Consider the following 24,793-nt stretch of genomic DNA (forward strand, 5'->3'; position numbering starts at 1 on the left):
TTAAGATTAGATATTTTTCTTATATGTTGCTCTTTTTGCAAAAATTACAGGGTTAAAATTCTTCCAAAGTTGTTGGATAGCAATATTATCTTCTAATTCGGGAGTGATAATGCACTTTTTAATTCCATTTTTTTTAAAAATAGGGTAATAGTAATCGAATAACAACGATGGAATTCCTTTGCTTTGATATTCTGGAGATACCCCAATCAAGTAGAAATCGACCATGTCGTGTTTTCTTTTTGCTTGAAGTAGATGCCAAAATCCAAAAGGGAAAAGTTTTCCTTGAGCCTTTTGTAATCCTTTTGAAAATGAAGGTAGTACGATAGCGAAACATACCATTTTTCCTTGGTTGTCCTCGATGAAACGGATGTATTCGGGATTGATAAAGGGAATGTACTTCTTCTTGAAATGCTCTCGTTGTTTTTCAGTGATAGGTACGAATGATGACAGCGATGCGTAGCTCTCATTAAACAAATCGAACATCGCATCAACGTATTTTAGGATTTCGTTTTTCGTATTGGCTTCAACCAACCGGACTCCGTAGCGTTTCTTGATAGCATTTGCTGTTTTATTGAACACCTCTGGGTTTACACTGTCTAAGGTGAAGTAGGTTTCAATATATCCTTTTTCTTTTACCAAGCCCATTTGTTCCAGATGTTGTTTGTAATAAGGATAGGCATACCATGTCATCATATTGGCAATATGGTCATAACCTTCTGTTAACACCCCTACCTTGTCCATGTTTGAAAATCCCATAGGCCCTTCCATATATTGGAGGTTGTACTCTCTTCCTTTTTCGGCAACTTTGTTCAGCAGAGCTTTGGTAACCTCTATGTTATCAATCATATCCAACCATCCAAAACGAATTTTTTGCACTCCTTGTCGCAAATCGTGTTTGTTGACAATAGCTACTACACGTCCGATCATCTTTTGTTGAGCGTCGTACGCTGCATAGAAAAACGCATCTGCGTTTTCAAATACTGGATTTTTAGTTTTGTCGAATGACGTTACCTCATCATTGATGATAGGAGGAACCCAATAAGGATTATTTTTGTATAAGGAAAAAGGAAATTTAACAAAATCCGTAAGTTCTTTTTTTGATGATAACTCTTTAATTAGAATAGTAGCCATTTTTTCTTTCTTTTTATTTTTGTGGGTTTAAACTCCTCTTCATTGCCTTTTAAAATTTCTTTTTTGATGACATCTAAATGTTTGTCAATTCGATATGAAAAACCAATCAATCCCATGTATCGACTTGGTGTATCCTTCCAACTTGCTCCCAAATCTACATTCACTTGGATGTCTTTGGTGAATAGATATGCTCCGCCCAAACGTAGGATATGGTCGCTATAGTAATGACTTTGAATACCTTCGGATTCTAAAAAGATGCTAAATCGGCCATTATCAATATTGTGGGTTAAAGTAGCGATGTAACCCAATTCTCGGTTGCTATCCAAAAACCGATTGGCTATTAGGTTTGCAACTAATACGACTCTGGGCATCGGGTGGCTCTGAAGCGAAACCACAGCTTTAGGCGAAAGTGTCGGGATATTGTCATAATAAAACCTTTTGTTTGGGAAAAAGTTCATTCCTGCATACACACCTATAGCGGGAATTAAGCGTTTCCATTGGAATTTGTTGTTGGCTTTCCAGCTGTATAAGTTTGGTTTCTCATCAAAATAAGGGTTGTAAATCAGGTATTTAGCTCCTATGGTGTTGTTGATGAAACCGATGTTGTTGGAACGTTGGCTCCCCAGATAGTGGTAGTGCGTATGGTCGTATGCTAATGTTCCGTTTAGTACTGCTTCAAACTTATCGCTTAATACTCCGTAACGAGCCGAGTAGTTCAATCCTACTAAAGTCATGTCCGTGTAGGTATACTTATGATTTCGCTGTTCAAACCACAGCCCACCTTCAAATTGGAGTACTTTTCTTCCAACAGCGTACGCACTTTGTGAGTTTCCAGGTTGGTTGGAATTGATAATATCCGTATATTGTCCTCGTGCTATAATCGGAAGTGTATTGATTATCAGTAATATGATGATTTTTCTCATTGTGTCCAATTCATTTGTTTACGAACTGCAAATATAAGTTTATCTCTTTAAATGACAATACTTTTCCTACTTTCAAGAAATAAATAATGGAAGTGATGTAAAAAGTATGATACCTTAAAAAAAGAGGACATTTCTGTCAGGCTGAGCGAAGTCGAAGCCCTGTAATGATAAGGCTTCGACTTCGCTCAGCCTGACAATCAGAACTTCCATCATACTTTTTACAACACGACCTAAATAATTAATTACGAATTATAAATTACGAATTATAAATTACGAATTATAAATTACGAATTACGAAGGCAGGATTTTTCGTGATTTAATTCCAAATTATGTCTTGCATATTGTTAAATCAAATTTTATTACTTTTGCAAAAAAAACAATCGTATGACCTTTTTTATCACAGGAATTTCTACAGATGTTGGTAAAACAATAGCTTCAGCTATTTTGACAGAAGCATTACAGGCGGATTATTGGAAACCTATCCAAGCAGGGGATTTAGACAATTCTGATACCCATAAAGTACAACGATTAGTAACCAATCAAACCTCTGTTTTTCATAAAAATGCTTATGGATTAAACACTCCTGCAAGTCCGCATTTAGCAGCGGAAATAGATGGAGTTTCTATTGATTTGACACAGATAAATCGCCCAAATACTGAGAATCATCTTGTTATTGAAGGAGCGGGAGGACTGTTAGTTCCTTTGAATGATACCCAAACGATTGCCGATTTGATACTTCCGACCGATAAAATCATCATCGTTTCTCGACACTATTTGGGAAGTATTAATCACACTCTTTTAACTTATGAAGCTCTGAAAAACAGAGGGCTATCTGTGTTTGGGATTATTTTCAATGGTGAGGAAAATATGCCAACAGAGGAAGTTATACTCCAAAAAACACAACTTTCTTTTCTCGGACGCATTAACGAAGAGCCCTATTTTGATCGGAATGTGATTGCATATTATGCAGAAAAATTTCAAGAACGATTAACCTCCTTGCTATAGCTCGGTTTTATAATATGGTGTTGTAAAACAAATAATTACTACACAAGGAGGTTAAACTTAGTTTTTGAGTTTAAGTTTCCGATACACAAAACTTAATTTTGTTTTTCTAAATCCTTTAGCATTTGCTCAAAATGGTCTTCAGTAGGTCGTGGCATTTGTGCCGAAATGAATTTCCCATCTTTGTCCAAGAGGATATAAGTTGGATATTTGGTAATATTATAATTCTCTTTAAATGCGTTCATCTCAGAATCAAACGGACGTAGTTGTACAATGGACTTTGATTTGTTTTGAACATCTTGCAACCAGGCTTCACGTTTGCTGTCGGCATTCATTCCAACGAATACAAAATTCGGGTTGCTCTTGTATTTTAGAGCGTACTTTTCAAAATATGGATAATCATATTTACATGGACCACACCACGTAGCCCATACGTCTATGACTACGTATTTCCCTTTGAAATCGGATAAACGAACGGTCTTGTTTTCTAAGTTTTCAGCTTCAAAATCAAAGGACTGACTGCCTCGAGAAACTTTTTCTCCCTGACGGTAGATAGTCTTAATTCGGTTTCTGATTTTTGTGTTTTCAATCTGTGAAGCATAGTTTTGTATCAATTCGCTTCTTTCGTTAGTATCGAATGAGCTTTGTAATGATTCATTCAACGTATAGAATAACAATTGGTCTTTGAAAATAGGATCGTTAAGCGTTGCGATAGCATTTAACTGTTTGGTTTGCAGAGCAATTTCTGTGGTGTCTTTTTTAGTGAGTTCATTCAAAATATATTGTAAATATTCAGGGAAATCCAATAGGCTATGATCCGTAAAAGAAATAAATTCTTTGATTTCTTGAATTTCCTTAGGGAGATTTTCCACAATATCAGGTCTTGAATGTTTTATTTTTTCCTCAAAGGCTCTCCAATAATTTAAAATTTTCAGTGTGAATAATTTCTTGTGAATCAACAATAAATCTTCGCTGAGGGCATAATTATCTTTTGTTCGGAAGCTGTTGGTTGTGTTCATTCTGTTTGTCCAAATACTGTATGCTTCTTCGACAAATCGGTCTATTTTATCTAATGGTTGATTATTTTCCTCAGCCCAATATTCCAACGTCCATAATTTATTGTAAACTTTTTCTGAGTTGTATTGTAAATCAGCTAATTGGTTTCCTTTTATTGAAATTATTTTAATATTGTTCTTCGCAATTTTATGCTTAAAGAAAATACTATCGTTGGTTTGGAAAGGGAAATGAATTTGTGCATTATTCTCTTTCATCGGAACCAATAGCGTATATTGTTTCAAAGGTAAATCTTCGGAAATTATATAGTGAAACTTATTGTCCTTTACAGGGATTTCGACTATGGTATCTCGCATAAAACTTTCACTTAAAATCAGTTTAGAAATGTTTTCATCACTGTCAAATTCTCCTGCAATTACAGTGCGGTGATGTTTAGGTAAGTGGTTGGGAATCAGTAGGTAGTGAACTGACAAAAAACCTACAACCAAAGCCGAAATGGTTGCTATCGCATTCATTCTTTTAGTGAAAACACGTTTTAAGGATTTGCTTTTGAACCAGATAAATCCGACAATAAAGAGAGTGATAAAGGCTATCAAACTCAATTTTTCGGTGTAAAGCAACCAATGATTCAAGTCACTTCCGTAGGTATTTTTAGATGTTTTTGCTAATATGGTTATCGGATTCCAAACTTTTTCAATATCAAAACCTCGTAGGATTCCTGTTCCTATCACTAATGCCACTCCAATCAGTATGGAAGTTATAAAGCTTGAAAACAAGGTTGATAGGACGAATTGTAATATTGTAAAAAACAAAGTTGCTACAAACATTCTTATAGTAAATTGAAAAAAGAATCCCCACGGGATGTTTATTTCCACGCCCTCAGGTATTTTTCCGAATAGATAAGTAATCCAGGCAAACAATATGGCGCAAACTACAAAGGATAGAATACATATTAAATTGCTAATCAGTACAATTGTCAACTTTGAAGAATATGTAGCTATTTTAGAAATAGGCAGAGTTTCCATCAGTTGCCATCCTCCGTTTCGGTGGTCAATTTGTGTGATTTTAGCACAAGTCAACACAATGAGTAGTGGAAGAAATAAAGATGTTAGCCCTTCCGAAGCTCCGGCGGTGATGTCTTCAAAATAATTATATGGGATAGTAACTGGGGGATTTTCCTTTCTCGTAAGAAAAAACACAAAAATCACCACAGGGATAAATGCCCCGAAAATAGTTGCCATCAAAAAAGTGGCTGTTCCTTTTCTTTTTATATTTTCAGCTCGGAAAGCTGTTTTATAATCGCTTAGAAATGACATAGTTGTAAAATTATTTGGTTAATAGCATAAAAGATTCTTCCAAACCTTCCTGAGGTTTGAGTTCGTAAATTTCGGCTCCGAGTTGTACTAATTGTTTAACCAATTCAGGGATAGCCTCTTTGTTAGCAAGGGTGAAAGTAGCTTTGCCGTCAGTGAACGTAGCCTCAGGGAATTGCTCTTTAATCTTATTAGCTAGTTCTGGAAGATTTCGTAAGAAGATTTGTACTTTGCAGTCACTGTATCTGTCTGAAAGTTCCTTCATAGAGCCTTCAAATTGTAATTTTCCATGCGAAATGATACCCACGTGTGTGCACATTTTCTCAATTTCAGAAAGTAAATGACTTGAAACAAAGATTGTTGTGCCGAAATCTTTATTAAGTTTTACTAGCAGATTCCTGATTTCGAGCATTCCACTAGGGTCAAGTCCGTTTACAGGTTCGTCCAACAGTAATAACGAAGGATTGCTCAACAGTGCCATCGCAATAGCAAGTCTTTGCTTCATTCCCAGAGAATACTTTTTAGTTTTCATGTGTTTACTTCGTTGTAAATCCACAATTTCTAAGTATTTCTCAATGTTTTCTTCTGCCACATTTCGCATCAAAGCAATGTAACGCATATTATCGTATCCCGAAAGATGCAGGTATAAGGCGGGGCTTTCCACCAAACAGCCTATATTATCAAATATGTAAGGTATTTGATTTTTAAGTGATTGACCAAAAATTTCGATGCTATTGGTGTCATCAGGGAGAATTCCTGTAAGCAATCGCATTGTTGTTGATTTTCCTGCTCCGTTAGGGCCTAAAAATCCGTAAATACTTCCCTTAGGAACGTTAATCGACAGGTTATCAATTATTTTCTTTGATTTTGAAAACCCAAAGTTTAGAGCTTTGGTCTGTATGGCGTATTGAGTCATAATATTTATTTTGGATGGGCGAAGATAGTGAAATGTTTGTTAAAATCAAAAAAAAATCGTGTGAATTGAGTTTGATTAAGATAACTTCTGTGTAAAAAAAGTGTATTTTCCAATAAAATTATTATTTTTGTCAAAAACAATCTTTATGAAAATCTTAAATGAACTGGACGAGTTGCAAGAAGCGGGGGTCATTACCTCCGAAGTAGCTCAAAATATACGTGCATACTTACACCAAAGAAAACCAAATACCACTAATAGTTTTTTGGTTATTTTCGGTATCTTGGGAGCGGTTCTCATTGGGTTGGGACTTATTCTAATCTTGGCTCATAACTGGGATTATCTTTCGCGGGGAGTCAAAACCATTGTAGCTTTTACGCCTTTGATCGTCGGTCAGTCAGCCTGTTTTTGGGTGTTGTTTAGACCGCAAAAAACATGGATTTACGAGAGTTTTGCGATTTTTACGGCTCTTTCCGTAGGACTGTGTATAGCAATGGTGCATCAAATTTATAACCTGCCCGAAAATAATATCAGCAATTTTATATTCACTTGGATTTTACTGGGGCTTCCTTTGGTCTATGTGATGAAATCCAAATCGGTAGCGTTGTTTTACATGTTTGGAGTGTCCGCTTATGCTATCAGTACACAGAACGCATTTAACTATGACCAAACCGATAATTACTACCTCCTTATGCAAACCGGGTTGGTAATTGCAATTATTCCTTTTTACTATCGTCTTTTTAAAACTGAAGCTAAAAATAACTATACGGCTGTTTTTCACTGGTTTTTTGTGATAACCTTACTTATCTCCATATTTGCTAATGCTAGGGAACAGTATGTGTTTGCTTTGATAATCATTCTTTTATGGATGTTTATTTATGTTGGTAAATATATTCAAAGCAGCATATATTACAATGCTTATAAACTCACAGCCATTCTAGGAATTGTTTTTTTATTGTTTTTCCCTTACTACTCCTACGGCTTCTGGTCTGATTTTCAGTTTATAGCTGTTCTGTTGTTTGGTTTACAATTGTTGTATGCTTACAAAAAGTATTGGGTCAAAAAAGAGGAATTTGATTGGTTGGAGGTGTTTCCGATATTGATAGTAGCACAGGCTTATTGGCTTTCCATTCCCTATATGTTTGATCTATTGGGGCTTGGTTTCGGGATTTGGTATTTGATTAAAGGTGTCAAATCACATCGGTTTTTACTGATTAATTTTGGATTGATAGTACTCACATACGCTATCGGACAGCGATTCTTTGATGCTTACATTCCTTTCCTGTTAAAAGGAATTGTATTCGTTATCTTAGGGATGAGTTTCTTTGTAGTTAATTATTTAATTATTAGAAAAATACGAAAAAATGCGTAACTATATCTTATTCATAGCTTTTGGGCTTATGGTTCTTTTTCAGTGGTTAGTGCCATCGGTAATGATTTGGAACAGAGAAAATATTATCCGTCAGAATCAGGTGTATTTGTTTGAAACAGAGCCTGTTGATCCTCATGATGCTTTTCGAGGGAAATATGTCGTTTTAGGGTTTAGGGACAATAAAGTACAAGCATATGGTTTTGATAGTATTCCTTCTTTTAAGGTAGGGCAGGAAGCGTTTGTTACTGTGGATCGTTATGCAGGTATTGCTTATTTGTCCGAAATTTCAGAACAAGAACCAACGGAAAGAGCTAATTATTTCAAAACAAAGGTTTTACATGTTGATGAATATGGACAAATTACCGTTGATTTCCCCTTCAATCGTTACTATATGAACGAAGAGAAATCACTACGAGCAGAACAAATTTTAAATGATGAGAACCTCAAAGCCTATGCGCAAGTAGCAATCTACAAAGGAGAGGTAGTTTTGAAAGACGTCCTTGTTGAAGGTGTTTCTCTCAAAGATTTTGTAGAAACATATAGAGGAGCTACGACCGATGCCTCTGAGGAAGAGCCTGAGATAATAACTCAACCTATGGAGGAGCCTTCTCAAGCAGAAGAAATCATTATAGAGACTATTAACGAACCTAATGGCGATAATTAGCGAAATTGAAACACACTTGTTATGAAAATATATCCTATTGATACAGTGAACTTTAAACTGGATGGTGGAGCGATGTTTGGCGTTGTTCCCAAGTCGATTTGGCAGAAAACTAATCCTGCCGATGCAAACAATCAAATTGATTTATCAGCTCGATGTATGCTTATTGAAGATAATAACCGATTGATTCTCATCGATACAGGCATGGGGAACAAGCAGTCGGACAAGTTTTTTGGCTATTACGCACTTTGGGGAGATACTAATTTGGATGATTCCCTAAAAAAAGCTGGTTTTCATCGGGATGATATTACCGATGTGTTTATGACCCATTTGCATTTTGATCATTGTGGAGGTTCTATCCAATGGAATAAAGAGCGTACAGGCTACGAACCTGCATTTAAAAATGCACGTTTTTGGACAAACGAAAGTCATTGGCGATGGGCAACCCAACCCAATGCACGTGAAAAAGCATCTTTCTTGAAAGAAAATATTTTACCGATGCAGGAAAGCGGACAGTTGTATTTCATTGATCCCAAAGGGAATACGTTTTTAGAACAATCGGAATTAGGTTTCGGAATCCTGTTTGTGGACGGGCATACCGAAAAACAAATGCTACCTCACATTCACTACAAGGGCAAAACAATCGTGTTTGTATCGGATTTGTTACCTACGGTGGGACACATACCTTTGCCGTATGTGATGGGCTATGACACCCGTCCGTTGCTTACCCTCGAAGAAAAAGATGCGTTCCTGCGACAAGCTGCAGAGAAGGAATATTATTTATTTTTGGAACATGATGCTCATCATCAGCTATGTACGGTACAGCGTACTGAAATTGGTGTACGACTCAAAAATACGTTTCGTTTTGAGGATGTATTCTAAACTTAGCAGAAAGTAGTAGAGAGGTTAAAATAGCATGTTCGTGTTTTGAGCGTAATAGCTTTGTTGATTTTCGTGATTACTAACCTGTGTGGAAGCAAGAGAAATACCGAGTTCAGCATTTAACCACATATCTTTTTTATTTATTAGACTTCTATTTTCAATGTTTTTTGTGTTTTCTATAGGCATTGTAGACAAAGTCCGCACAGCGGAGTATGTGAGAATTGATTTTTAGTGAAGTATCTATAGCCTTGGAATGAAGTTCGCCGAACTTGTGGAGATAATTTTTGGTTTCACATATCAAGCTTTCGTTTACTATGTTTCAACACAAAAGTACAAATATGAAAACAAATGATGAATTCAACAGAAATATTTGTAATAATTGCATAGAAACCCCAAATGTATATATGCGTTATTTTTAGCATTTTAAAAAAGTAATGTTTTGTTGTTTTATAGATATTTGTGGCATTTAATTACTTTTGTAGTAGAAAGCAGATAACCACAAGAACTTTAGCACAAGAACTAAAAATCAAAAAAAATACTGTATTTTTGTTCCCTAAATTTATTTCATACGATTATGACCGAAGGAAATTTCACGGATTACGTTAAAGTATTTGCAACATCTGGCAACGGAGGCAAGGGGTCTATGCATCTGCACCGAGAGAAATTTGTGGCTAAAGGAGGCCCTGATGGGGGCGATGGAGGTAGAGGAGGACACGTTATCGTCCGTGGAAACAAAAACCTTTGGACGTTGATTCACTTCAAATTCCAGAAACATTTTCGTGCAGGACACGGAGAAAGTGGAGGTGCGAGTCGTAGTACGGGAGCCGATGGACAAGATGTTTATTTAGAAGTGCCGTTGGGAACTATCGTCAAAGATGCCGTTACGGAAGAAATGCTTTTTGAAATTACTGAAGACAAACAGGAAGTTATCGCCCTACGAGGAGGTAAAGGCGGTCTCGGAAATTGGCATTTCAGAAGTGCTACCAATCAAACGCCTCGTTATGCTCAACCAGGTATACCAGGAGAGGAACGAGAATTATTATTGGAACTCAAAGTGTTGGCTGATGTAGGTTTTGTAGGATTTCCTAACGCAGGGAAATCAACTTTACTTTCGGTTATAACTTCGGCGAAACCCAAAATCGGCGACTATCCGTTCACGACCCTAAAACCTAATTTGGGGATTGTTGAACATCGTGATTTTCAGTCGTTTGTAGTGGCTGATATTCCCGGAATCATTGAAGGAGCCGCCGAAGGAAAGGGATTGGGGCATTATTTCTTACGCCATATTGAACGAAATTCTACATTATTGTTTTTAATCCCCGCCGATAGCAAGGATATCATAGAGGAATACAATATTCTGCTCAACGAACTGAAAGAATACAACCCCGAGTTGTTGGATAAAGACCGCCTGATAGCCATTTCAAAATCAGATATGTTGGATGATGAATTGACTTTGGCGATAGAAAATGAAATAAAATCTGCTTTAGAGGGGGTTCCGTTCTTGTTTATTTCCTCCGTTTCAGGTAAAGGCATTCAAAACCTGAAAGATACTCTTTGGCAGATGATAAACCGATAGGAAATTACTTTCCTATCAGTTTCGCCACGTCTTTTGCAAAATAAGATGCGATGAGGTCTGCTCCCGCACGTTTGATAGCTACGGTTTGTTCCAACATTACAGCGTCATGATTCAGCCACCCTTTTTCGGAAGCTGCTTTTATCATTGCATATTCCCCTGATACTTGATAGACAGCCACAGGAACTTCGGACATGTTTTTTACTTCTCGAACAATATCTAAATAGCATAATCCGGGTTTAACCATCACAATATCAGCTCCTTCTTCTATGTCCATACGAGTTTCCCGAATGGCTTCCAATCGGTTGTGATAGTCCATTTGATACGTTTTTTTGTCTTTTGGTATGTTTTGAGCTTCTACAGGGGCACTATCTAAAGCATCTCGAAAAGGCCCGTAGAAAGAGGAAGCATATTTTGCTGAATATGACATAATTCCCACATCGGTAAATCCTTCATTTTCGAGCGTCTCACGGATGTTTAGGATACGTCCGTCCATCATATCGCTTGGAGCAACAAAATCAGCTCCCGCTTTTGCGTGTGAAAGGCTCATTCCACAAAGAATTTCTACTGTAGAATCGTTGGCAATGCGTCCGTTTTCGATGATGCCATCATGTCCGTACACTGAATATGGATCAAGAGCAACATCCGTCATAACTACCATCTCAGGCACTATGTTTTTTACAGTTTTAATGGCTCGTTGCATCAATCCATTGGGATTTACGGCTTCCTTTCCAGAGTTATCTTTCATGTTATCAGGTACTTTTACAAATAACAATACGGATTTCAGCCCTAAGTTCCAAAGTTCTTTCACTTCCTGCTCCAACAAATCTAAGCTATAACGGAAGTAATTGGGCATGGAAGCAATCTCCTCTTTAATGCCTTTACCTTCTACAACAAATAATGGAACAATAAAATCATTGGGGGATAAAATGGTTTCGCGAACCAAACTGCGAATAGCTTCGGTGGTGCGTAACCTTCTATTTCTTCTTAATGGATACATAGTTTTTGTGTATTTTAACAATAAGGCAAAGGTACGAATTATTCCTATAAGCAATCGTTGTCGGCTGTATATATTTTTGGAAAGTGAGCTCAAAAAATGTAAATTCGCCCAAAATTTATAGCATGACCTTACAACAATTACTTATTTCACAGCGATATGTCGTTATCCCTTTGCTGATTACTCCCACCCAACATTTTCAGTTGTCAGCAAAGATTAATGGAATCGAAGGACGTTTCATTTTAGATACAGGAGCATCGAACACTTGTGTAGGGATGGAACATATCGTATATTTTGATTTGGATACGAAACTTTCTGAAATCAAAGCCACTGGAGCAGGTTCAAGTGATATAGAAATTTTACTTTCCGTTAGGAATCACTTAAAAATTGGCACATGGGAGATGAAAAGAACGCCATTAGTTTTGTTTGACCTTACGCATGTAAATGCCGCATTGATACATCATAATGCTGAACCTGTTCATGGGATTATTGGTGCAGACATACTTAAAAAAGGTAAGGCTGTGATTAATTATCCCAAGAAAAAACTCTATTTGAAACTGTAGATTGTTTTTACTTTCTTAGAGCTTATGTTACAACCAAAATCTTACCGATTTCTTAACAATTAGGTAACATATTTTTTTGAGATTATGCAGAATTTTGCTCCATAAAAATAGTATTTGAATATGGAACAAGTGTATATTTTCATGTTGTTTGTACTGTTCTCACTGGCTATCTTGGATTTGGTAGTTGGAGTGAGTAACGATGCAGTAAATTTCTTGAATTCGGCAGTAGGTTCACGAGCTGTAACCTTGCGTACGATAATGATTGTTGCAAGTTTAGGGGTTGCCATTGGTGCGATTTTTTCCAGTGGAATGATGGAAATAGCTCGGAGTGGAATTTTTGACCCGACAGAGTTCTATTTCAGTGAAATTATGGTTATTTTTATGACTGTAATGCTTGCTGACGTGCTCCTTTTGGATTTGTTTAACTCCTTGGGATTACCTACATCGACTACTGTTTCCATTGTATTTGAATTGTTAGGAGCTGCTGTCTGTGTGGGAATCATCAAAACCTATAATAACGACCAAAGTATCTCCGCCGTTTTCGAATATATCAATACTCAAAAGGCAGGGCAAATCATATACAGTATTTTCTTGTCCGTTCTAATTGCCTTTACGGTAGGAACAATTGTACAGTATTTGGCAAGGTTAGTATTTTCATTCCGATATGAGCGAAATATCCATATTACGGGAGGTCTTTTTGGAGGCCTTTCGCTTACGGCATTGACTTACTTCATCATTTTTAAAGGACTAAAAGGTGTTTCATTCATTTCTTCCGACACACTTGAGTGGTTAGATGAGAATATCAAGCTGATTCTTATCTTGTGTTTGATAATTTTTACCATACTTTCCCAGATATTCATTCAATTGCGTGTCAATATCTTTAAGATAGTTATCATCGTTGGAACTTTTGGCTTATCGATGGCTTTCGCAGGAAATGACTTGGTGAACTTTATAGGGGTGCCTATTGCTGCATGGCAATCGTTTGAGATGTGGCAATCTTCTGGTTTAGAACCCGATCAATTCACCATGGAAGCTCTTTCAGGGAAGGCTCAAACTCCAACACTTTTATTGATTTTGGCTGGAACGATTATGGTTTTGACTCTTTGGTTTTCCAAAAAAGCACGTAATGTGATTGAAACAGGCGTCAATCTTTCTCGCCAAAGTGAAGGGCAGGAGCGTTTTTCGTCCAATATGCTTTCTCGTTTTGTGGTGCGAATATCGGTTTTTACAGCCAATGTGATTGGATATGTTATTCCTCGAGCAGTAGCTCAAAAAATTGACGAGCGTTTCCAAAAACCTGAAGAAGACCCGAAAATCAAAGACAAAGATGCTCCGGCATTCGACTTGGTACGTGCTTCTACTAATTTGGTGGTTGCAAGTAGTTTGATAGCCTTAGGGACATCGTTAAAATTACCACTCTCGACAACCTATGTTACTTTTATGGTAGCCATGGGTTCCTCGTTAGCTGACCGTGCATGGGGACGCGAGAGTGCAGTATATCGTGTGGCAGGTGTGTTCAATGTTGTAGGAGGTTGGTTCTTAACGGCAGGTGCAGCCTTTTTGTCTGCGTTCGTAGTAGCATTTGTTCTGTACTATGGTGATGTGATTGGACTTATTGGTATGGTGCTTTTAGTTGGATTTTTATTGCTTCGAAGTGCTATCGCTTTTAAAAATAAAGAGAAAGAGAAAAACAAAAAGCGTCATTTTGAATATAATGACTTAGTAACCATCAACGCTATTGCTAAAGAAAGTTCAGAATATATTTCGGGAACTATTGAGCGTGTGAACGAACTTTACGGTAAAATTATCAATAATTTAGGTACGCAAGACTTAGGTAAACTGACTAAAAATAAGAAAAACGCAAAAAAAATAGAAAAGGAAATCGACGAGCTGAAAGGAAATATCTACTATTTCATAAAGTCATTAGACGATAGTTCCGTGGTTTCGAGTAAGTTTTATATTATGATTATGGATAATCTCCAAGATATGGCATATTCGCTAAGTACGATTGCTTCACACAGTTATGAGCATGTGAATAATAACCATAAAAACCTTAAATTCAATCAATTGAGAGATTTGAAGGGTGTTTCAGAAAGTATGGAAGAATTGTTCAAAGGGGAGGTAACGGTTTTCCGTAGCGAAGACTATACAAATCTGCATAATGTATTAGGAAAAGGAGTGGAATTGAAGAAGCACGTTTCAAACATGGTTCAAAAACAAATTGACCGTATCCGAACTTCAGAAACCAGTCCGAAAAACTCAAAACTTTATTTCAGTCTGCTGTTGGAAACCAACGCGTTAGTTAGAGCTAATAATAATCTGCTTTTACAATTTGATGAGTTTCAGCACGAATTGAAAAAGCGAAATCGCAACCGCAAATAATTTATTGATTAACAACAGCTTAAAACCACATAGGAAGATAGAATAAACTCTATGTCACTATGTGGTTTTTGTTAGTTTATAGTTTACCTACTTTTACTTTGACTATGAGGCAAAATAGCAATTAGCAACCTCAAAGCAATTATTTTTCTTTATACAATGTAACAAAATCAAGTACAACATTATTAGAACCAGGATGATGTCCAATCATAACCTGTTTATATATTGAAGACAGCAATGCCTCTCTATGTCCCATAGTACTTCCCATCCAAGCATCTACAAGTTGCCTAACAGTTGCTCTTGGGGGCACCGTCACAATATTTTCCCCAACATCTGTAAAGAGTATTTTAGTAGCCTCCATTCTCATAAAAATTGATCTCCCCTCTGCATCAAAATGATCATTCCAGTCAAGCTCTTTATCCTCTCCACTTTCCGAAAGGTACTTGGAATGTTCCTGTGCCAGAGGAAGGTCTATCATACGAAACGGCGGTAATTTGTGTTCTTTTCGGATGCTATTGATATAGTCCAGCATAATAGTTTGTAGTTGAGCAAGCGATAAGCTATGCACCTCACTGTCATAGAGATGTTTGGATTGGGGAAGCACTTTCTTATTTTGGCAAAACACATTACTCGCCTGATGTCCTCCCATCAACCCAGAAGCAAGAATTAAGGTTAAAAAAGTTTTGTACATAGGTATGAAATTATTATTATGAATGTTTGGTCGTGTTGTAAAAAGTATGATGAAAGTTCTGATTGTTAGGCTTTGACCACGACAGCCTGACAAAGATATTTCCTTTTTTAAGGCATCATACTTTTTACTACACGACCTTATTTTTCATCATCTAATGTAACAAGATCAAGCACGACATTATTGGATCCAGGATGATGCCCAATAATAACTTGCTTATATTCTGTTGAAAGTAGTGCTTCTCTATGTCCCATAGTGCTTTCCATCCAAGCATCTACAAGTTGCCTGACCGTTGCTCCAGGAGGAACAGTGACAATATTTTCCCCCACATCCTTAAAACGTATCTTAGTAGCTTTCATTCTCCAAAAAATAGACTTCCCTTCTGCATCAAAATGATCATTCCAATCAAGTTCTTTATCCTTACCACTCTCAAACAGATATTTAGAATGTTCCTGAGCCAGAGGATGATCAAAAATGGTATAAGGAGGAAGTTTATGCTTTTTTCTAATACTATTGATATAGTCTATCATAATCGTTTGTAGTTGGGCAAGCGATAAGCTACGTACCTCACTGTCATAGAGATGTTTGGATTGGGTGATCACTGCCCTATTTTGGCAAAACACATTACTCGCCTGATGTCCTCCCATCAACCCAGAGGCAAGAATTAAGGTTAAAAAAAATTTGTACATAGAAATGAATTTTTTATAAATATAACAACACTAAATGTTTTCTAATTTGAATTATAAACCTGATCTAAATCACTCAAAATCAAACTTCTAATTTCATTTTTCAAGGCGTGTCTATCTTCAAACTGCATTCCTTGTGTGTGTACAAAAGGGTGTATTTTAACACGCATACGCCCCATGCTTCCCGCAAAAAAGCGAAATGGGAATCGTTTTTTATTATCGAAAAAAGTCATTGGAACAATGGGAATTTGATACTCAATTGCTAAACGAAAAGCCCCGTCTTTAAAATTATCCAACATAACCGATTCGTCAGGAACTCCTCCTTCAGGAAAAATACAAATACTCAGTCCTGCATTAAGTCGCTCCATGGCCGAATCATACACTTGTTTACGGCTTTGTAGGTTTGACCTGTCGACCAAAATAGCTACTCGCTTGTAAAAAAATCCAAATAACGGCATCTTAGCTAATTCTTTCTTCCCAACAAAAACAAATGGATTTTTACTGCAAACGAACATAAGCATAATGTCGGTCATACTGGTGTGATTAGCTATCAACATATAGCTCTTTCTTTTTTCAAGTGTTTCATAACGTGATATTTGTGGGTAAAACCCCATGCCATATAGAATCGGTTTTGCCCATAAATTTCGAGCTACCCAATAGAACTGAGTATACCACTTTTGATGCGAAGTCAGTATCAAAAGTAATGGAGCGAATAATAAGGTTAAGGTTCCTACTAATACATAGAACCATGTCCGCCAAATGAACCAAAATATATATCGGAATATCATTTTTAAAGGTCTTGTTTTGTGAAAATAAAAAGGCAATTAACCTGTTTTGAACTTTATGTAAAAAATCAATTATTACAAAAGGCTTTGGAAAAAGGATTGCTTACAATGAAGCAGAAATAAATCCTATTAAGCAAATAATGAAATAGATAGCAATCCCTCTTGCTCCGTCATAGTCCTTAGCCAGACGTTGTCCCAGAAGAAAGCAGAGCAGGGTGGAGCTGCTTAGTACTAGTCCATAAAATCCGTATTGAGGATAGGGGAGTGTCCAAAGTTCATATATTCCAATACATAGAAACAGCGTTGTAACAAATTCTATTACAGTTATTATTAACAATAAAGGATATATCCATCCAGAAATGAAAATACCTTTAAAATAATTTTTGTAATAGTTTACCGAAGTCTTAAAATTAACGATTTTTTCAAAAGCACTATATCCAAAAGTGATTATCAAAAACAGATATATGAAAAATAAACTCCAAAACATATTAGACTATTGAGTTCCACACTTAACTACATATCAAATTCCGGTGATGAACAGGTTTCTTCTCAATCATTCGTTTGATGAGATTATTGAATATATTATCTTTCGATTGAGAACGGTTAATTCGGTATGAAAATTCAGCCAAATATCTATCCATATTGAAATCTGAAACTCGACAATAAATCGTTCTCAACCAACTTTTTACTTGGTGTATTATGGTATGTAAAATAGGAAAATTCTTCCCTTTATTACTCGGTATTTGTTTGATATTGAAATCTTTAATAGGTCTGTAACCTTTCCAATCATCAGTGGTCACTTGGGCGGATTTATCAATATGTTTATCAAAAATTGTCCGTAATGATTTGGCAGAATAATCTTCTATTTTATTAGCATAGAATCGTTTAACCTTCCCATCATCAGTTAGTTCTATGGCACAAACAATCTTTTTTTTCTTTGAATCGTAACTCCTACCTTGTTTGCCATCTTCTTTCCCTCCCACAGTAAACTCGTCCACTTGAACTTGACCATTCATTTTATGTAATTCATTGGATTTCATTGCTTCACGAACTTTGTGCATAAACAATCGAGCCGTATTTTCGGTAATTCCATAACGAACAGACATTTGTAAAGCTGATAGGTTTTTAGTGGTTGCACACATCTCAAAACAAATAAAAAAAGCCTTACGAAGCCCGAATTTTACTTTGTGAAAAAGTGTTCCTGCCGTAGGGCTTTCCGTATCAGAACAAATGTTACAAGTTCTTGAAAAATCCTTGCGGATTTGGCTTTTTGTATGCCCACATTTACGACAAACAAAGCCTTTTTCCCACTTCCAATGAGCTAAATATTCTTCACAATCTAAGTCGGTTTTGAAGCGTTCAGTGAACTCTAAAAGATTTTGACCGTTAAAAATTTCCATAACTACCTGATTTTATGAACTGCAAATATATGAAATTATATGAGGAACTCAATTAGACTAATCAAGGTTTTTTATGTAACAATCGAGTAAGTTTTATGGATAAATCCGTAAAGATAATCCTTGCATTACCGTTGCGTTCTACGTGCAGTAGAGCTTCTTCTAACTGTTGGTGAATTTGTTCGATGTTGTTTCCGTGAACGAAAGGTGCAAATTTTTGTAATTCAAACGAAGGATCTTTGAAAACGGCATAGACTAATTCTTTTGAACCGTAATTCAACAGCATTGCTTGACGGAATATCTCAATACAGTAGAACAAAAATTGTTTTTGTTTTTCACGCCCGCTTGTAGCAATTTCTTCGCTCCATTGAAGCAATCCGTGAATTGCTGATTTGTTGCCTTTAGCCCTGTATGCCGACCGAACCCATGTGATAAACCAGCGTTCAAAGACATCCTCCTCTTCGGTTTCTTCCGATAGTTGTAGGGCTTTGTTGAAATTTCCTTGAGCTTGTACAGCATAGCGTGTGGCATCGCTTTCAGTAATCCCTTTCTGTATAAGAGCTTGTTTGATAGCATTTTCACTCAAAGGAGGGAATCGCAGAATCTGGCAACGTGAGCGAATCGTGTCCAATATGGATGATTCATCTTCAGTGATGAGCAAAAAAATCGTTTTTTGTGGAGGTTCTTCCAAAAGTTTCAGCAACTTGTTGGCCGATTCTACATTCATTTTTTCAGCCATCCAGATAATCATCACCTTAAATCCACCTTCAAAAGCCTTGAGAGTTAACTTTGAGGTAATATCCTTGGCTTCATTTACGCTGATGTTCCCTTGTTTATTTTCGATGCCCAACTGTGAATACCAATCAAATAAACTGCCATAAGGTTGCTCCTTTATAAACACCCGCCAATCTTCTAAGAATAACGAACTTATAGGGTCTTTTTTTACTCTGTTGTTAGTAGCTGTCGGAAAAACAAAATGCATATCGGGATGTGAAAGATGGTTGCACTTTGTCATACAGGAAGTATCACCCTTACATAAAATATGGGAAGCGTAGGCAATCGCCATAGGCAACATTCCTGTTCCTTCGTTACCCACAAAAAGCTGTGCGTGTGGAATACGTTGTGCTTCTACACTGTCTTTCAGGTGTTTTTTTATGGTTTCGTATCCGATAATGTCGTCGAATGTCATTTTTTTGTTAATTGAAAATAAATTTTTCCGAATACTATCTGCTTAACTTATTTAGGTATAAATTTACCACATTTTCCAACCCCAAGTAGAGAGATTCGCTAATGAGAGCATGTCCTATTGAGACTTCGAGCAGATTTGGAATGTTTTCCTTAAAAAAACGGATGTTTTCAAGATTCAAATCATGTCCAGCGTTGAGTCCTAAACCTACTTTTTGAGCTTCTAAGGCTGCTTTCACGTATGGTTGTATACCATTTTTGTTTCCTTTTTCGAACTCAGTAGCATATGCTTCTGTGTAAAGTTCTACTCGGTCAGTGCCTGTTTCCGCAGCAGCGTTTACTATAGCTTCCACAGGATCTACAAAAAGGGAAGTACGAATTCCATTACGTTTAAATTCAGTGATTACTTCCGTCAGATAAGCTCGGTGTTTGATAGTATCCCAACCTGCGTTGGAGGTAATGGCATCGTCAGCATCTGGAACAAGGGTTACTTGAGTAGGTTTTACTTTTAACACCAAATCCATAAACTTCCGAATCGGATTTCCTTCAATGTTGTATTCAGTTACTACAACATCCAATAAATCAATCGCATCCTGATAGCGAATGTGTCGTTCGTCAGGGCGTGGATGAATCGTAATTCCTTCAGCTCCAAATTTTTGAATATCGGTAGCTACTTTTAGTAGATTGGGAACGTTTCCTCCACGTGAGTTCCGAAGGGTTGCGATTTTATTGATGTTTACACTTAATTTTGTCATTGTATTATTCATTATTGATTCAAAAAACAAAGATACGTCTTCTTGTTGAAAATAAAAGTATTTTTTTGGAGATTGACAGATAATTGAGCTAAAAATAATAAAAGGCACGTTTATTGTATTACCAAAGACATACATAAATATCAAACATAAAAAGATAAAAATATGAAACGAGTTATATTGAGTGTTTTTTTGGGTTTTATAACCTTGTTATTCAGTGTGTTAAAGGCACAGACGGTGTTTACGCATGCTAAAGCAGAACGTGTTCAACTCTATTTTAATGGGGCTGAAATTCAGCAATCGGCAAATTTGGCACTCCCAAAAGGGACATCAGAAGTGGTGATTATGAATGTTGCTAATCAATTGGATGAGAGTTCAATACAGATAAAATCTGCAAAAACAGCTACAATTTTGTCTGTTCAGTTTTCAAATCAACCTGTGGTGGGCTATGATCAGCAATTTGTGTCGGATACAGCTCGTCCCATTTGGGATAGTATTCAAAATACTGAGAAAGAAATCAAAAAAAATGCGTTATTGAGAAAATCTGTCCAAAAATCATTAGAAATACTTGATAAGAACCAACAGTTAACAAATCAAAATATGACTACAGCCGAACTTTCTAAGTTGTTGGACTATCACAAATCAAAACGATTTGAACTTGAAAAACAACTCAATGATCTTTCAGAAGAAAGTGACAGATTGCAAAAAAAACTCGGGTTACTCAAATTTAGAATGGGAACAGCTTCTTCGCAAAATGTCAATAATAGAGGGAAAATCATTCTGCAGGTAATGAACGAAACGGAAGGAAAAGTGCCTTTTCAGTTGAATTATATTTCTTACCAAGCACGTTGGAGTCCTTTTTATGAGGTTCGTTCTGAAAAAATTAATGCTCCGATAACGCTAAAATACAACGCAGGAGTGTCGCAAAGCACAGGAGTGGATTGGAATAATGTTAAGTTGAGTTTGTCTAGTGGTTATGTGAATCAACAAACTACAGCTCCGGTGTTAAGTCCATGGTTTATTAATTATGACAAACCTGCACAACCAGCTCCCATGGTTCGACAAAGGGCTGCTTTTTCTAAAAATATGGAAACAAAGCAGTTAAATGAAGTGGTTGAACAAGATATTATGTTAGAAGAAAAATCACTTCAAGATGTGGTAGTGGTAAACGAAACCCAATTCAATACCGTATTTGATATAGATTTGCCTTACACCATTCTTTCCAATGCAAAAAAGCACAGTGTTGCACTGCGAACAATCGAAATCCCAGCGACGTATAAATACTATACGGTTCCAAAATATGATTTAGGAGCTTATTTGGTAGGAGAGATTCAAGATTATGGTAAATACAATCTGTTGCGAGGTGAGGCAAATTTGATTTTTGAAGGTATGTATGTAGGGAAAACAGTTATTAACCCAGAAAACGCATCCAAAAAACTAACGTTGAGCTTAGGTAAAGATAGAAATATCCGTATCGACCGAAAGTTGGTGTCCCAAAATACAGAAAATAAATCTTTTAGCTCTAAAAAGGTACAGACTTTTACCTATGAAATTACGATGCAGAACAACAAGCGTGAGTTGGTAGAGATTGAAGTTGAAGATCAGATTCCGTTAAGCACCAATAAAGAAATTAAAGTCCACTTGGTGTCGTCAGATAATGCAACTTTCGATGCTTCCAAAGGAAAGCTACAATGGAGAATACAGCTGAAACCTAATGAAAATAAGAAGGTTAAGTTTACTTATCAAGTGGAATCGGATAAGGAATCAAATGTGTCGAATTTATAAAAATTTCTACTTTTAGTGTTATTTTTGGTGTGCATATTTTGTTTAAAGAGTTTCTAATTTTTGCCAAATAGGAACCATTGCAGAGAAATTACGAAAAAAAATAGAAGCGGAAAATAACGATTTTTTATCAAACAAATTGTCATTCTACGGAAAAAGTTTACATTTGCATTCTTATAACATTGAAAGATTATGGTTTTACCGATTGTAGCTTATGGCGATCCTGTGCTCCGAAAGATGTGTACGGATATTTCTGCAGACTATCCCAATCTTAAGGATTTGATATCCAACATGTTCCAAACTATGGAAGCTAGTAGGGGTGTTGGTTTAGCGGCACCACAGATTGGATTGCCCATTCGTTTGTTTGTGGTTGATGCAGCTCCATTTGCTGATGATGACGAACTAACAAAGGAAGAACAAACCTTTTTGGAAAACTTTCGTAAGGTGTTTATCAATGCTAAAATCATTGAGGAAACAGGTGACAAATGGAGTTTTAACGAAGGTTGTTTGAGCATTCCAGGGGTGCGTGGAGATGTGTCACGACATGAGCGATTAACTATTGAATATTTAGATGAAAATTTTCAGCCTCAAGTTCTTACGGTAGATGGGTTGGCAGCGAGAATTATCCAGCACGAATATGACCACATACAAGGAGTGTTGTTCACCGATAAGCTGTCGGCATTCAAAAAACGAATCCTACAAGGGAAATTGACGGACATCAGCAAAGGTAAAGTGAATGTCGATTATCGTATGCGATTTCCAGATGTAAGAAGAAAATAGTTCAGAGTTCTTAGGATTTCACAAAATAAGGTCTTAAATTTTTATTGTCTATAACGAAGATAATCATTAATAAAAAAATATAAAAAATGGAATTAAACAAAATATTAGCTATTTCAGGCAAACCAGGATTGTACCACTTAGAGTCCCAAACGCGTACAGGATTTTTAGCAACTTCACTTTTGGACGGGAAGAGAATTTCTATCGGAATCCGCGATAATGTGAGCCTACTTTCAGAAATAGCTATATACACATTGGAGGAAGAAGTGCCTCTTTCACAGGTTTTTAAAAATATAAAAGACAAAGAAAATAGTGGAAAAACTCCAGTTACCCACAAGTCAAGTGGAGCAGAATTAGAGGAATATTTCTTCAGTGTACTTCCGAACTATGATGAAGATCGTGTGTATGCAAGTGATATCAAAAAGGTAATCCAATGGTACAACTTACTGCTTGAAAAAGGCTTTTTAGAAGAAACAGAAACCGAAGCTCTTAGCGAAGAAGCAACAGAAGAAAATAAATAATCATTCAGAGCGTATTTTAGATACGCTCTTTTTGTACAGAATATCACATGAAAATATACCCTACACAAAATCAGCAAATAGGTGATGTAACAGCTTACATTGCTACCGAAGTGGAGCAAACGCCTGATTTTTTACACACATATTTGAAAAAACATACTGAAAAACAGCAAAATATAGTAGTGGCATTCCCTTTATTAGAACGCCCCTTAGTGGTTGCTTTGCTACTTGAAAAAGGGAAAGATACTAATGCCGAAAGAGAAAAAGCTCGACAACTTGGAAACGAACTTCTTACTACTTTTAAAAAAGAAAAATATACAGAAGTTTATATTCATTCATCAGCAGATAAAGACCTCACAATGTGTGTTTTGGAAGGAATGCAGTTGTCTGACTACCAGTTTAATAAGTATAAAACTAAGGAAGATTCTCAACCTGAAATATCTGTATACGTTGATTTACCAGTAACCGAACTTACTCAGTTTAATAATTTGTTGGCATCGGTTGCAGTTGCTCGTGATTTGGTAAACGAACCTCCTTTGGTATTGACAACCACGCGTTTATCCCAAGAGATCGAAGTTCTCAGTAAGCATTTTGGATTTGAGGTTAGTGTACTCCGTAAGCAAGAAATCCAAGATTTGAAGATGGGTGGATTATTGGGTGTGAATGCGGGTAGTGAAGTGCCTCCTACTTTTAATATTCTTACATGGAAGCCTAAAAATGCTGAAAATCAACAACCTTATGTGTTTGTAGGGAAAGGTGTAGTATATGATACGGGAGGTTATAACATCAAGCCTGGAAATTACATGGATACGATGAAGGCCGACATGGCGGGTGCGGCAGCTGTAGTAGGCTTGTTGTGTGCCGTAGCCAAAAATCAATTGCCACTGCATGTAGTAGGGCTAATTCCTGCCACCGACAACCGAATAAACTCTAATGCTATCGTATCCGATGATGTGTTGACAATGATGAACGGAATGACTGTTGAAATTAAGAATACAGATGCTGAGGGACGGCTTATTTTAGCGGATGCTTTGACTTATGCACAGCGTTTGAACCCAGAATTGGTTATTGATTTAGCTACACTTACAGGAGCTGCGGCTCGCGTTACGGGACACTACGGTAGTGCTTTTATGGGGAATGCTTCCGATGAAATCAAAAAACGTTTACAACGATCTGGGGATAAGGTATTTGAGCGTTTGGTAGAACTTCCTTTTTGGGATGAGTTCGGAGAAGATTTAAAATCTCCCATTGCCGATATCAAAAACTTAGGAAATCCCGAAGGAGGAGCTTCATCAGCTGGGAAGTTTTTAGAACATTTTACCAATTATCCTTGGGTACATATCGATATCGCAGGAACTGCGTTTTTGAACGCTCCTTTCCGCTATTTCAAAGCTGGTGGGACAGGTGTTGGTATTCGCTTGTTGTATGATTTTTTGAGCGAGGTTTCAACTTATAATGATTAATTTCGAACAAATTCTATTGGCATAAGGTATTCAAAAT

The 24,793-nt window shown here is 36.7% G+C and carries 23 protein-coding genes; 11 read left to right on the forward strand and 12 right to left on the reverse strand.

Translation table 11 applies throughout. The features are described 5' to 3' along the window. Positions 1–6 precede the first annotated feature (6 nt). The gene (locus CGC49_RS07470) at positions 7–1,131 is read right to left on the reverse strand and encodes a GNAT family N-acetyltransferase (protein WP_095912283.1); all 1,125 of its coding nucleotides are present in this window, start codon (positions 1,129–1,131) and stop codon (positions 7–9) included. Continuing rightward, positions 1,116–2,054, reverse strand: coding sequence for a transporter (locus CGC49_RS07475; protein WP_095912284.1), 939 nt, complete (start codon positions 2,052–2,054; stop codon positions 1,116–1,118). Before CGC49_RS07475 ends, CGC49_RS07470 begins: the two co-directional genes overlap by 16 nt. Positions 2,055–2,438: 384 nt before the next feature. Between CGC49_RS07475 and bioD the strand changes: the two genes are divergently transcribed. Next, the gene (bioD, locus tag CGC49_RS07480) at positions 2,439–3,059 is read left to right on the forward strand and encodes a dethiobiotin synthase (protein ID WP_042346309.1); all 621 of its coding nucleotides are present in this window, start codon (positions 2,439–2,441) and stop codon (positions 3,057–3,059) included. A gap of 92 nt (positions 3,060–3,151) precedes the next feature. On the opposite strand, the gene CGC49_RS07485 is transcribed toward bioD, so the two are convergent. After that, entirely contained in the window at positions 3,152–5,386 is a 2,235-nt protein-coding gene (locus CGC49_RS07485) for a redoxin family protein (protein ID WP_095912285.1), read from the reverse strand. Between the two features lie 10 nt (positions 5,387–5,396). Further along, on the reverse strand, positions 5,397–6,299 hold the full coding sequence (locus CGC49_RS07490) for an ATP-binding cassette domain-containing protein (RefSeq protein ID WP_095912286.1): 903 nt from the start codon (positions 6,297–6,299) through the stop codon (positions 5,397–5,399). Between the two features lie 145 nt (positions 6,300–6,444). On the opposite strand from CGC49_RS07490, the gene CGC49_RS07495 reads away from it, so the two are divergent. The 4 genes from CGC49_RS07495 to obgE all read left to right on the forward strand — a co-directional run bounded on the left by CGC49_RS07495 (position 6,445) and on the right by obgE (position 10,787). Then, entirely contained in the window at positions 6,445–7,668 is a 1,224-nt protein-coding gene (locus CGC49_RS07495; protein WP_095912287.1) for a DUF2157 domain-containing protein, read from the forward strand. Then, on the forward strand, positions 7,661–8,332 hold the full coding sequence (locus CGC49_RS07500) for a GDYXXLXY domain-containing protein (RefSeq protein ID WP_095912288.1): 672 nt from the start codon (positions 7,661–7,663) through the stop codon (positions 8,330–8,332). Before CGC49_RS07495 ends, CGC49_RS07500 begins: the two co-directional genes overlap by 8 nt. Positions 8,333–8,353: 21 nt before the next feature. Then, entirely contained in the window at positions 8,354–9,211 is an 858-nt protein-coding gene (locus CGC49_RS07505; RefSeq protein ID WP_095912289.1) for an MBL fold metallo-hydrolase, read from the forward strand. Between the two features lie 574 nt (positions 9,212–9,785). Beyond that, positions 9,786–10,787, forward strand: a complete 1,002-nt coding sequence (gene obgE / locus CGC49_RS07510) for a GTPase ObgE (RefSeq protein ID WP_042009803.1) — start codon at positions 9,786–9,788, stop codon at positions 10,785–10,787. Positions 10,788–10,791: 4 nt separating this feature from the next. Here obgE and hemB read toward each other — a convergent pair whose 3' ends face one another. Beyond that, positions 10,792–11,784, reverse strand: a complete 993-nt coding sequence (hemB, locus tag CGC49_RS07515; RefSeq protein ID WP_095893984.1) for a porphobilinogen synthase — start codon at positions 11,782–11,784, stop codon at positions 10,792–10,794. A 122-nt stretch (positions 11,785–11,906) separates the two neighbouring features. Here hemB and CGC49_RS07520 point away from each other — a divergent pair, with 122 nt between their 5' ends. Together CGC49_RS07520 and CGC49_RS07525 are read left to right on the forward strand one after the other, a co-directional pair. After that, entirely contained in the window at positions 11,907–12,344 is a 438-nt protein-coding gene (locus CGC49_RS07520; RefSeq protein ID WP_095912290.1) for a retropepsin-like aspartic protease, read from the forward strand. A 120-nt stretch (positions 12,345–12,464) separates the two neighbouring features. Further along, positions 12,465–14,726, forward strand: coding sequence for an inorganic phosphate transporter (locus CGC49_RS07525; RefSeq protein ID WP_095912291.1), 2,262 nt, complete (start codon positions 12,465–12,467; stop codon positions 14,724–14,726). 139 nt (positions 14,727–14,865) lie between these two features. Here CGC49_RS07525 and CGC49_RS07530 read toward each other — a convergent pair whose 3' ends face one another. The 7 genes from CGC49_RS07530 to CGC49_RS07560 all read right to left on the reverse strand — a co-directional run bounded on the left by CGC49_RS07530 (position 14,866) and on the right by CGC49_RS07560 (position 20,219). Further along, positions 14,866–15,507 carry a CAP domain-containing protein gene (locus tag CGC49_RS07530; protein WP_157909019.1) on the reverse strand — a complete coding sequence of 214 codons (642 nt, stop codon included), beginning with the start codon at positions 15,505–15,507 and terminating at the stop codon, positions 14,866–14,868. A 44-nt stretch (positions 15,508–15,551) separates the two neighbouring features. Further along, positions 15,552–16,100 (reverse strand): CAP domain-containing protein, encoded by a 549-nt coding sequence (locus CGC49_RS07535; RefSeq protein WP_095912293.1) that lies wholly within the window; start codon positions 16,098–16,100, stop codon positions 15,552–15,554. A gap of 41 nt (positions 16,101–16,141) precedes the next feature. Beyond that, the gene (locus CGC49_RS07540) at positions 16,142–16,885 is read right to left on the reverse strand and encodes a 1-acyl-sn-glycerol-3-phosphate acyltransferase (RefSeq protein ID WP_095912294.1); all 744 of its coding nucleotides are present in this window, start codon (positions 16,883–16,885) and stop codon (positions 16,142–16,144) included. 100 nt (positions 16,886–16,985) lie between these two features. After that, the gene (locus tag CGC49_RS07545) at positions 16,986–17,369 is read right to left on the reverse strand and encodes a hypothetical protein (protein ID WP_042343936.1); all 384 of its coding nucleotides are present in this window, start codon (positions 17,367–17,369) and stop codon (positions 16,986–16,988) included. Positions 17,370–17,391: 22 nt separating this feature from the next. Further along, positions 17,392–18,282, reverse strand: a complete 891-nt coding sequence (locus CGC49_RS07550; protein WP_095894058.1) for an IS1595 family transposase — start codon at positions 18,280–18,282, stop codon at positions 17,392–17,394. Between the two features lie 61 nt (positions 18,283–18,343). Next, on the reverse strand, positions 18,344–19,468 hold the full coding sequence (locus CGC49_RS07555; protein WP_095893989.1) for a DNA polymerase III subunit delta': 1,125 nt from the start codon (positions 19,466–19,468) through the stop codon (positions 18,344–18,346). A gap of 34 nt (positions 19,469–19,502) precedes the next feature. Further along, positions 19,503–20,219 carry a pyridoxine 5'-phosphate synthase gene (locus CGC49_RS07560; protein ID WP_095912728.1) on the reverse strand — a complete coding sequence of 239 codons (717 nt, stop codon included), beginning with the start codon at positions 20,217–20,219 and terminating at the stop codon, positions 19,503–19,505. Between the two features lie 162 nt (positions 20,220–20,381). On the opposite strand from CGC49_RS07560, the gene CGC49_RS07565 reads away from it, so the two are divergent. The 4 genes from CGC49_RS07565 to CGC49_RS07580 all read left to right on the forward strand — a co-directional run bounded on the left by CGC49_RS07565 (position 20,382) and on the right by CGC49_RS07580 (position 24,756). Next, complete coding sequence (locus CGC49_RS07565; protein ID WP_095893990.1) at positions 20,382–22,001, forward strand: DUF4139 domain-containing protein; 1,620 nt, start codon at positions 20,382–20,384, stop codon at positions 21,999–22,001. Positions 22,002–22,190: 189 nt separating this feature from the next. Next, the gene (def, locus tag CGC49_RS07570; RefSeq protein ID WP_042007790.1) at positions 22,191–22,778 is read left to right on the forward strand and encodes a peptide deformylase; all 588 of its coding nucleotides are present in this window, start codon (positions 22,191–22,193) and stop codon (positions 22,776–22,778) included. A gap of 86 nt (positions 22,779–22,864) precedes the next feature. Continuing rightward, positions 22,865–23,296 (forward strand): DUF5606 domain-containing protein, encoded by a 432-nt coding sequence (locus tag CGC49_RS07575; RefSeq protein ID WP_042007792.1) that lies wholly within the window; start codon positions 22,865–22,867, stop codon positions 23,294–23,296. Between the two features lie 47 nt (positions 23,297–23,343). Then, on the forward strand, positions 23,344–24,756 hold the full coding sequence (locus CGC49_RS07580; RefSeq protein ID WP_095912295.1) for a M17 family metallopeptidase: 1,413 nt from the start codon (positions 23,344–23,346) through the stop codon (positions 24,754–24,756). Positions 24,757–24,793 lie beyond the last annotated feature (37 nt).

The sequence above is a fragment of the Capnocytophaga sp. H4358 genome (assembly GCF_002302515.1).
GTDB classification, from domain to species: Bacteria; Bacteroidota; Bacteroidia; order Flavobacteriales; family Flavobacteriaceae; genus Capnocytophaga; species Capnocytophaga canis.

Bases quoted from the DNA above. Each gene is read 5' to 3' on its own strand.
- CGC49_RS07555 (WP_095893989.1), bottom strand. From the start codon at position 19,468: ATGACATTCGACGACATTATCGGATACGAAACCATAAAAAAACACCTG.
- obgE (WP_042009803.1), top strand. From the start codon at position 9,786: ATGACCGAAGGAAATTTCACGGATTACGTTAAAGTATTTGCAACATCT.
- def (WP_042007790.1), top strand. From the start codon at position 22,191: ATGGTTTTACCGATTGTAGCTTATGGCGATCCTGTGCTCCGAAAGATG.
- CGC49_RS07490 (WP_095912286.1), bottom strand. From the start codon at position 6,299: ATGACTCAATACGCCATACAGACCAAAGCTCTAAACTTTGGGTTTTCA.
- CGC49_RS07540 (WP_095912294.1), bottom strand. From the start codon at position 16,885: ATGATATTCCGATATATATTTTGGTTCATTTGGCGGACATGGTTCTAT.
- CGC49_RS07505 (WP_095912289.1), top strand. From the start codon at position 8,354: ATGAAAATATATCCTATTGATACAGTGAACTTTAAACTGGATGGTGGA.
- CGC49_RS07525 (WP_095912291.1), top strand. From the start codon at position 12,465: ATGGAACAAGTGTATATTTTCATGTTGTTTGTACTGTTCTCACTGGCT.
- CGC49_RS07535 (WP_095912293.1), bottom strand. From the start codon at position 16,100: ATGTACAAATTTTTTTTAACCTTAATTCTTGCCTCTGGGTTGATGGGA.
- CGC49_RS07475 (WP_095912284.1), bottom strand. From the start codon at position 2,054: ATGAGAAAAATCATCATATTACTGATAATCAATACACTTCCGATTATA.
- CGC49_RS07550 (WP_095894058.1), bottom strand. From the start codon at position 18,282: ATGGAAATTTTTAACGGTCAAAATCTTTTAGAGTTCACTGAACGCTTC.
- CGC49_RS07470 (WP_095912283.1), bottom strand. From the start codon at position 1,131: ATGGCTACTATTCTAATTAAAGAGTTATCATCAAAAAAAGAACTTACG.
- CGC49_RS07485 (WP_095912285.1), bottom strand. From the start codon at position 5,386: ATGTCATTTCTAAGCGATTATAAAACAGCTTTCCGAGCTGAAAATATA.
- CGC49_RS07520 (WP_095912290.1), top strand. From the start codon at position 11,907: ATGACCTTACAACAATTACTTATTTCACAGCGATATGTCGTTATCCCT.
- hemB (WP_095893984.1), bottom strand. From the start codon at position 11,784: ATGTATCCATTAAGAAGAAATAGAAGGTTACGCACCACCGAAGCTATT.
- CGC49_RS07580 (WP_095912295.1), top strand. From the start codon at position 23,344: ATGAAAATATACCCTACACAAAATCAGCAAATAGGTGATGTAACAGCT.
- CGC49_RS07565 (WP_095893990.1), top strand. From the start codon at position 20,382: ATGAAACGAGTTATATTGAGTGTTTTTTTGGGTTTTATAACCTTGTTA.
- CGC49_RS07545 (WP_042343936.1), bottom strand. From the start codon at position 17,369: ATGTTTTGGAGTTTATTTTTCATATATCTGTTTTTGATAATCACTTTT.
- bioD (WP_042346309.1), top strand. From the start codon at position 2,439: ATGACCTTTTTTATCACAGGAATTTCTACAGATGTTGGTAAAACAATA.
- CGC49_RS07500 (WP_095912288.1), top strand. From the start codon at position 7,661: ATGCGTAACTATATCTTATTCATAGCTTTTGGGCTTATGGTTCTTTTT.
- CGC49_RS07495 (WP_095912287.1), top strand. From the start codon at position 6,445: ATGAAAATCTTAAATGAACTGGACGAGTTGCAAGAAGCGGGGGTCATT.
- CGC49_RS07560 (WP_095912728.1), bottom strand. From the start codon at position 20,219: ATGACAAAATTAAGTGTAAACATCAATAAAATCGCAACCCTTCGGAAC.
- CGC49_RS07575 (WP_042007792.1), top strand. From the start codon at position 22,865: ATGGAATTAAACAAAATATTAGCTATTTCAGGCAAACCAGGATTGTAC.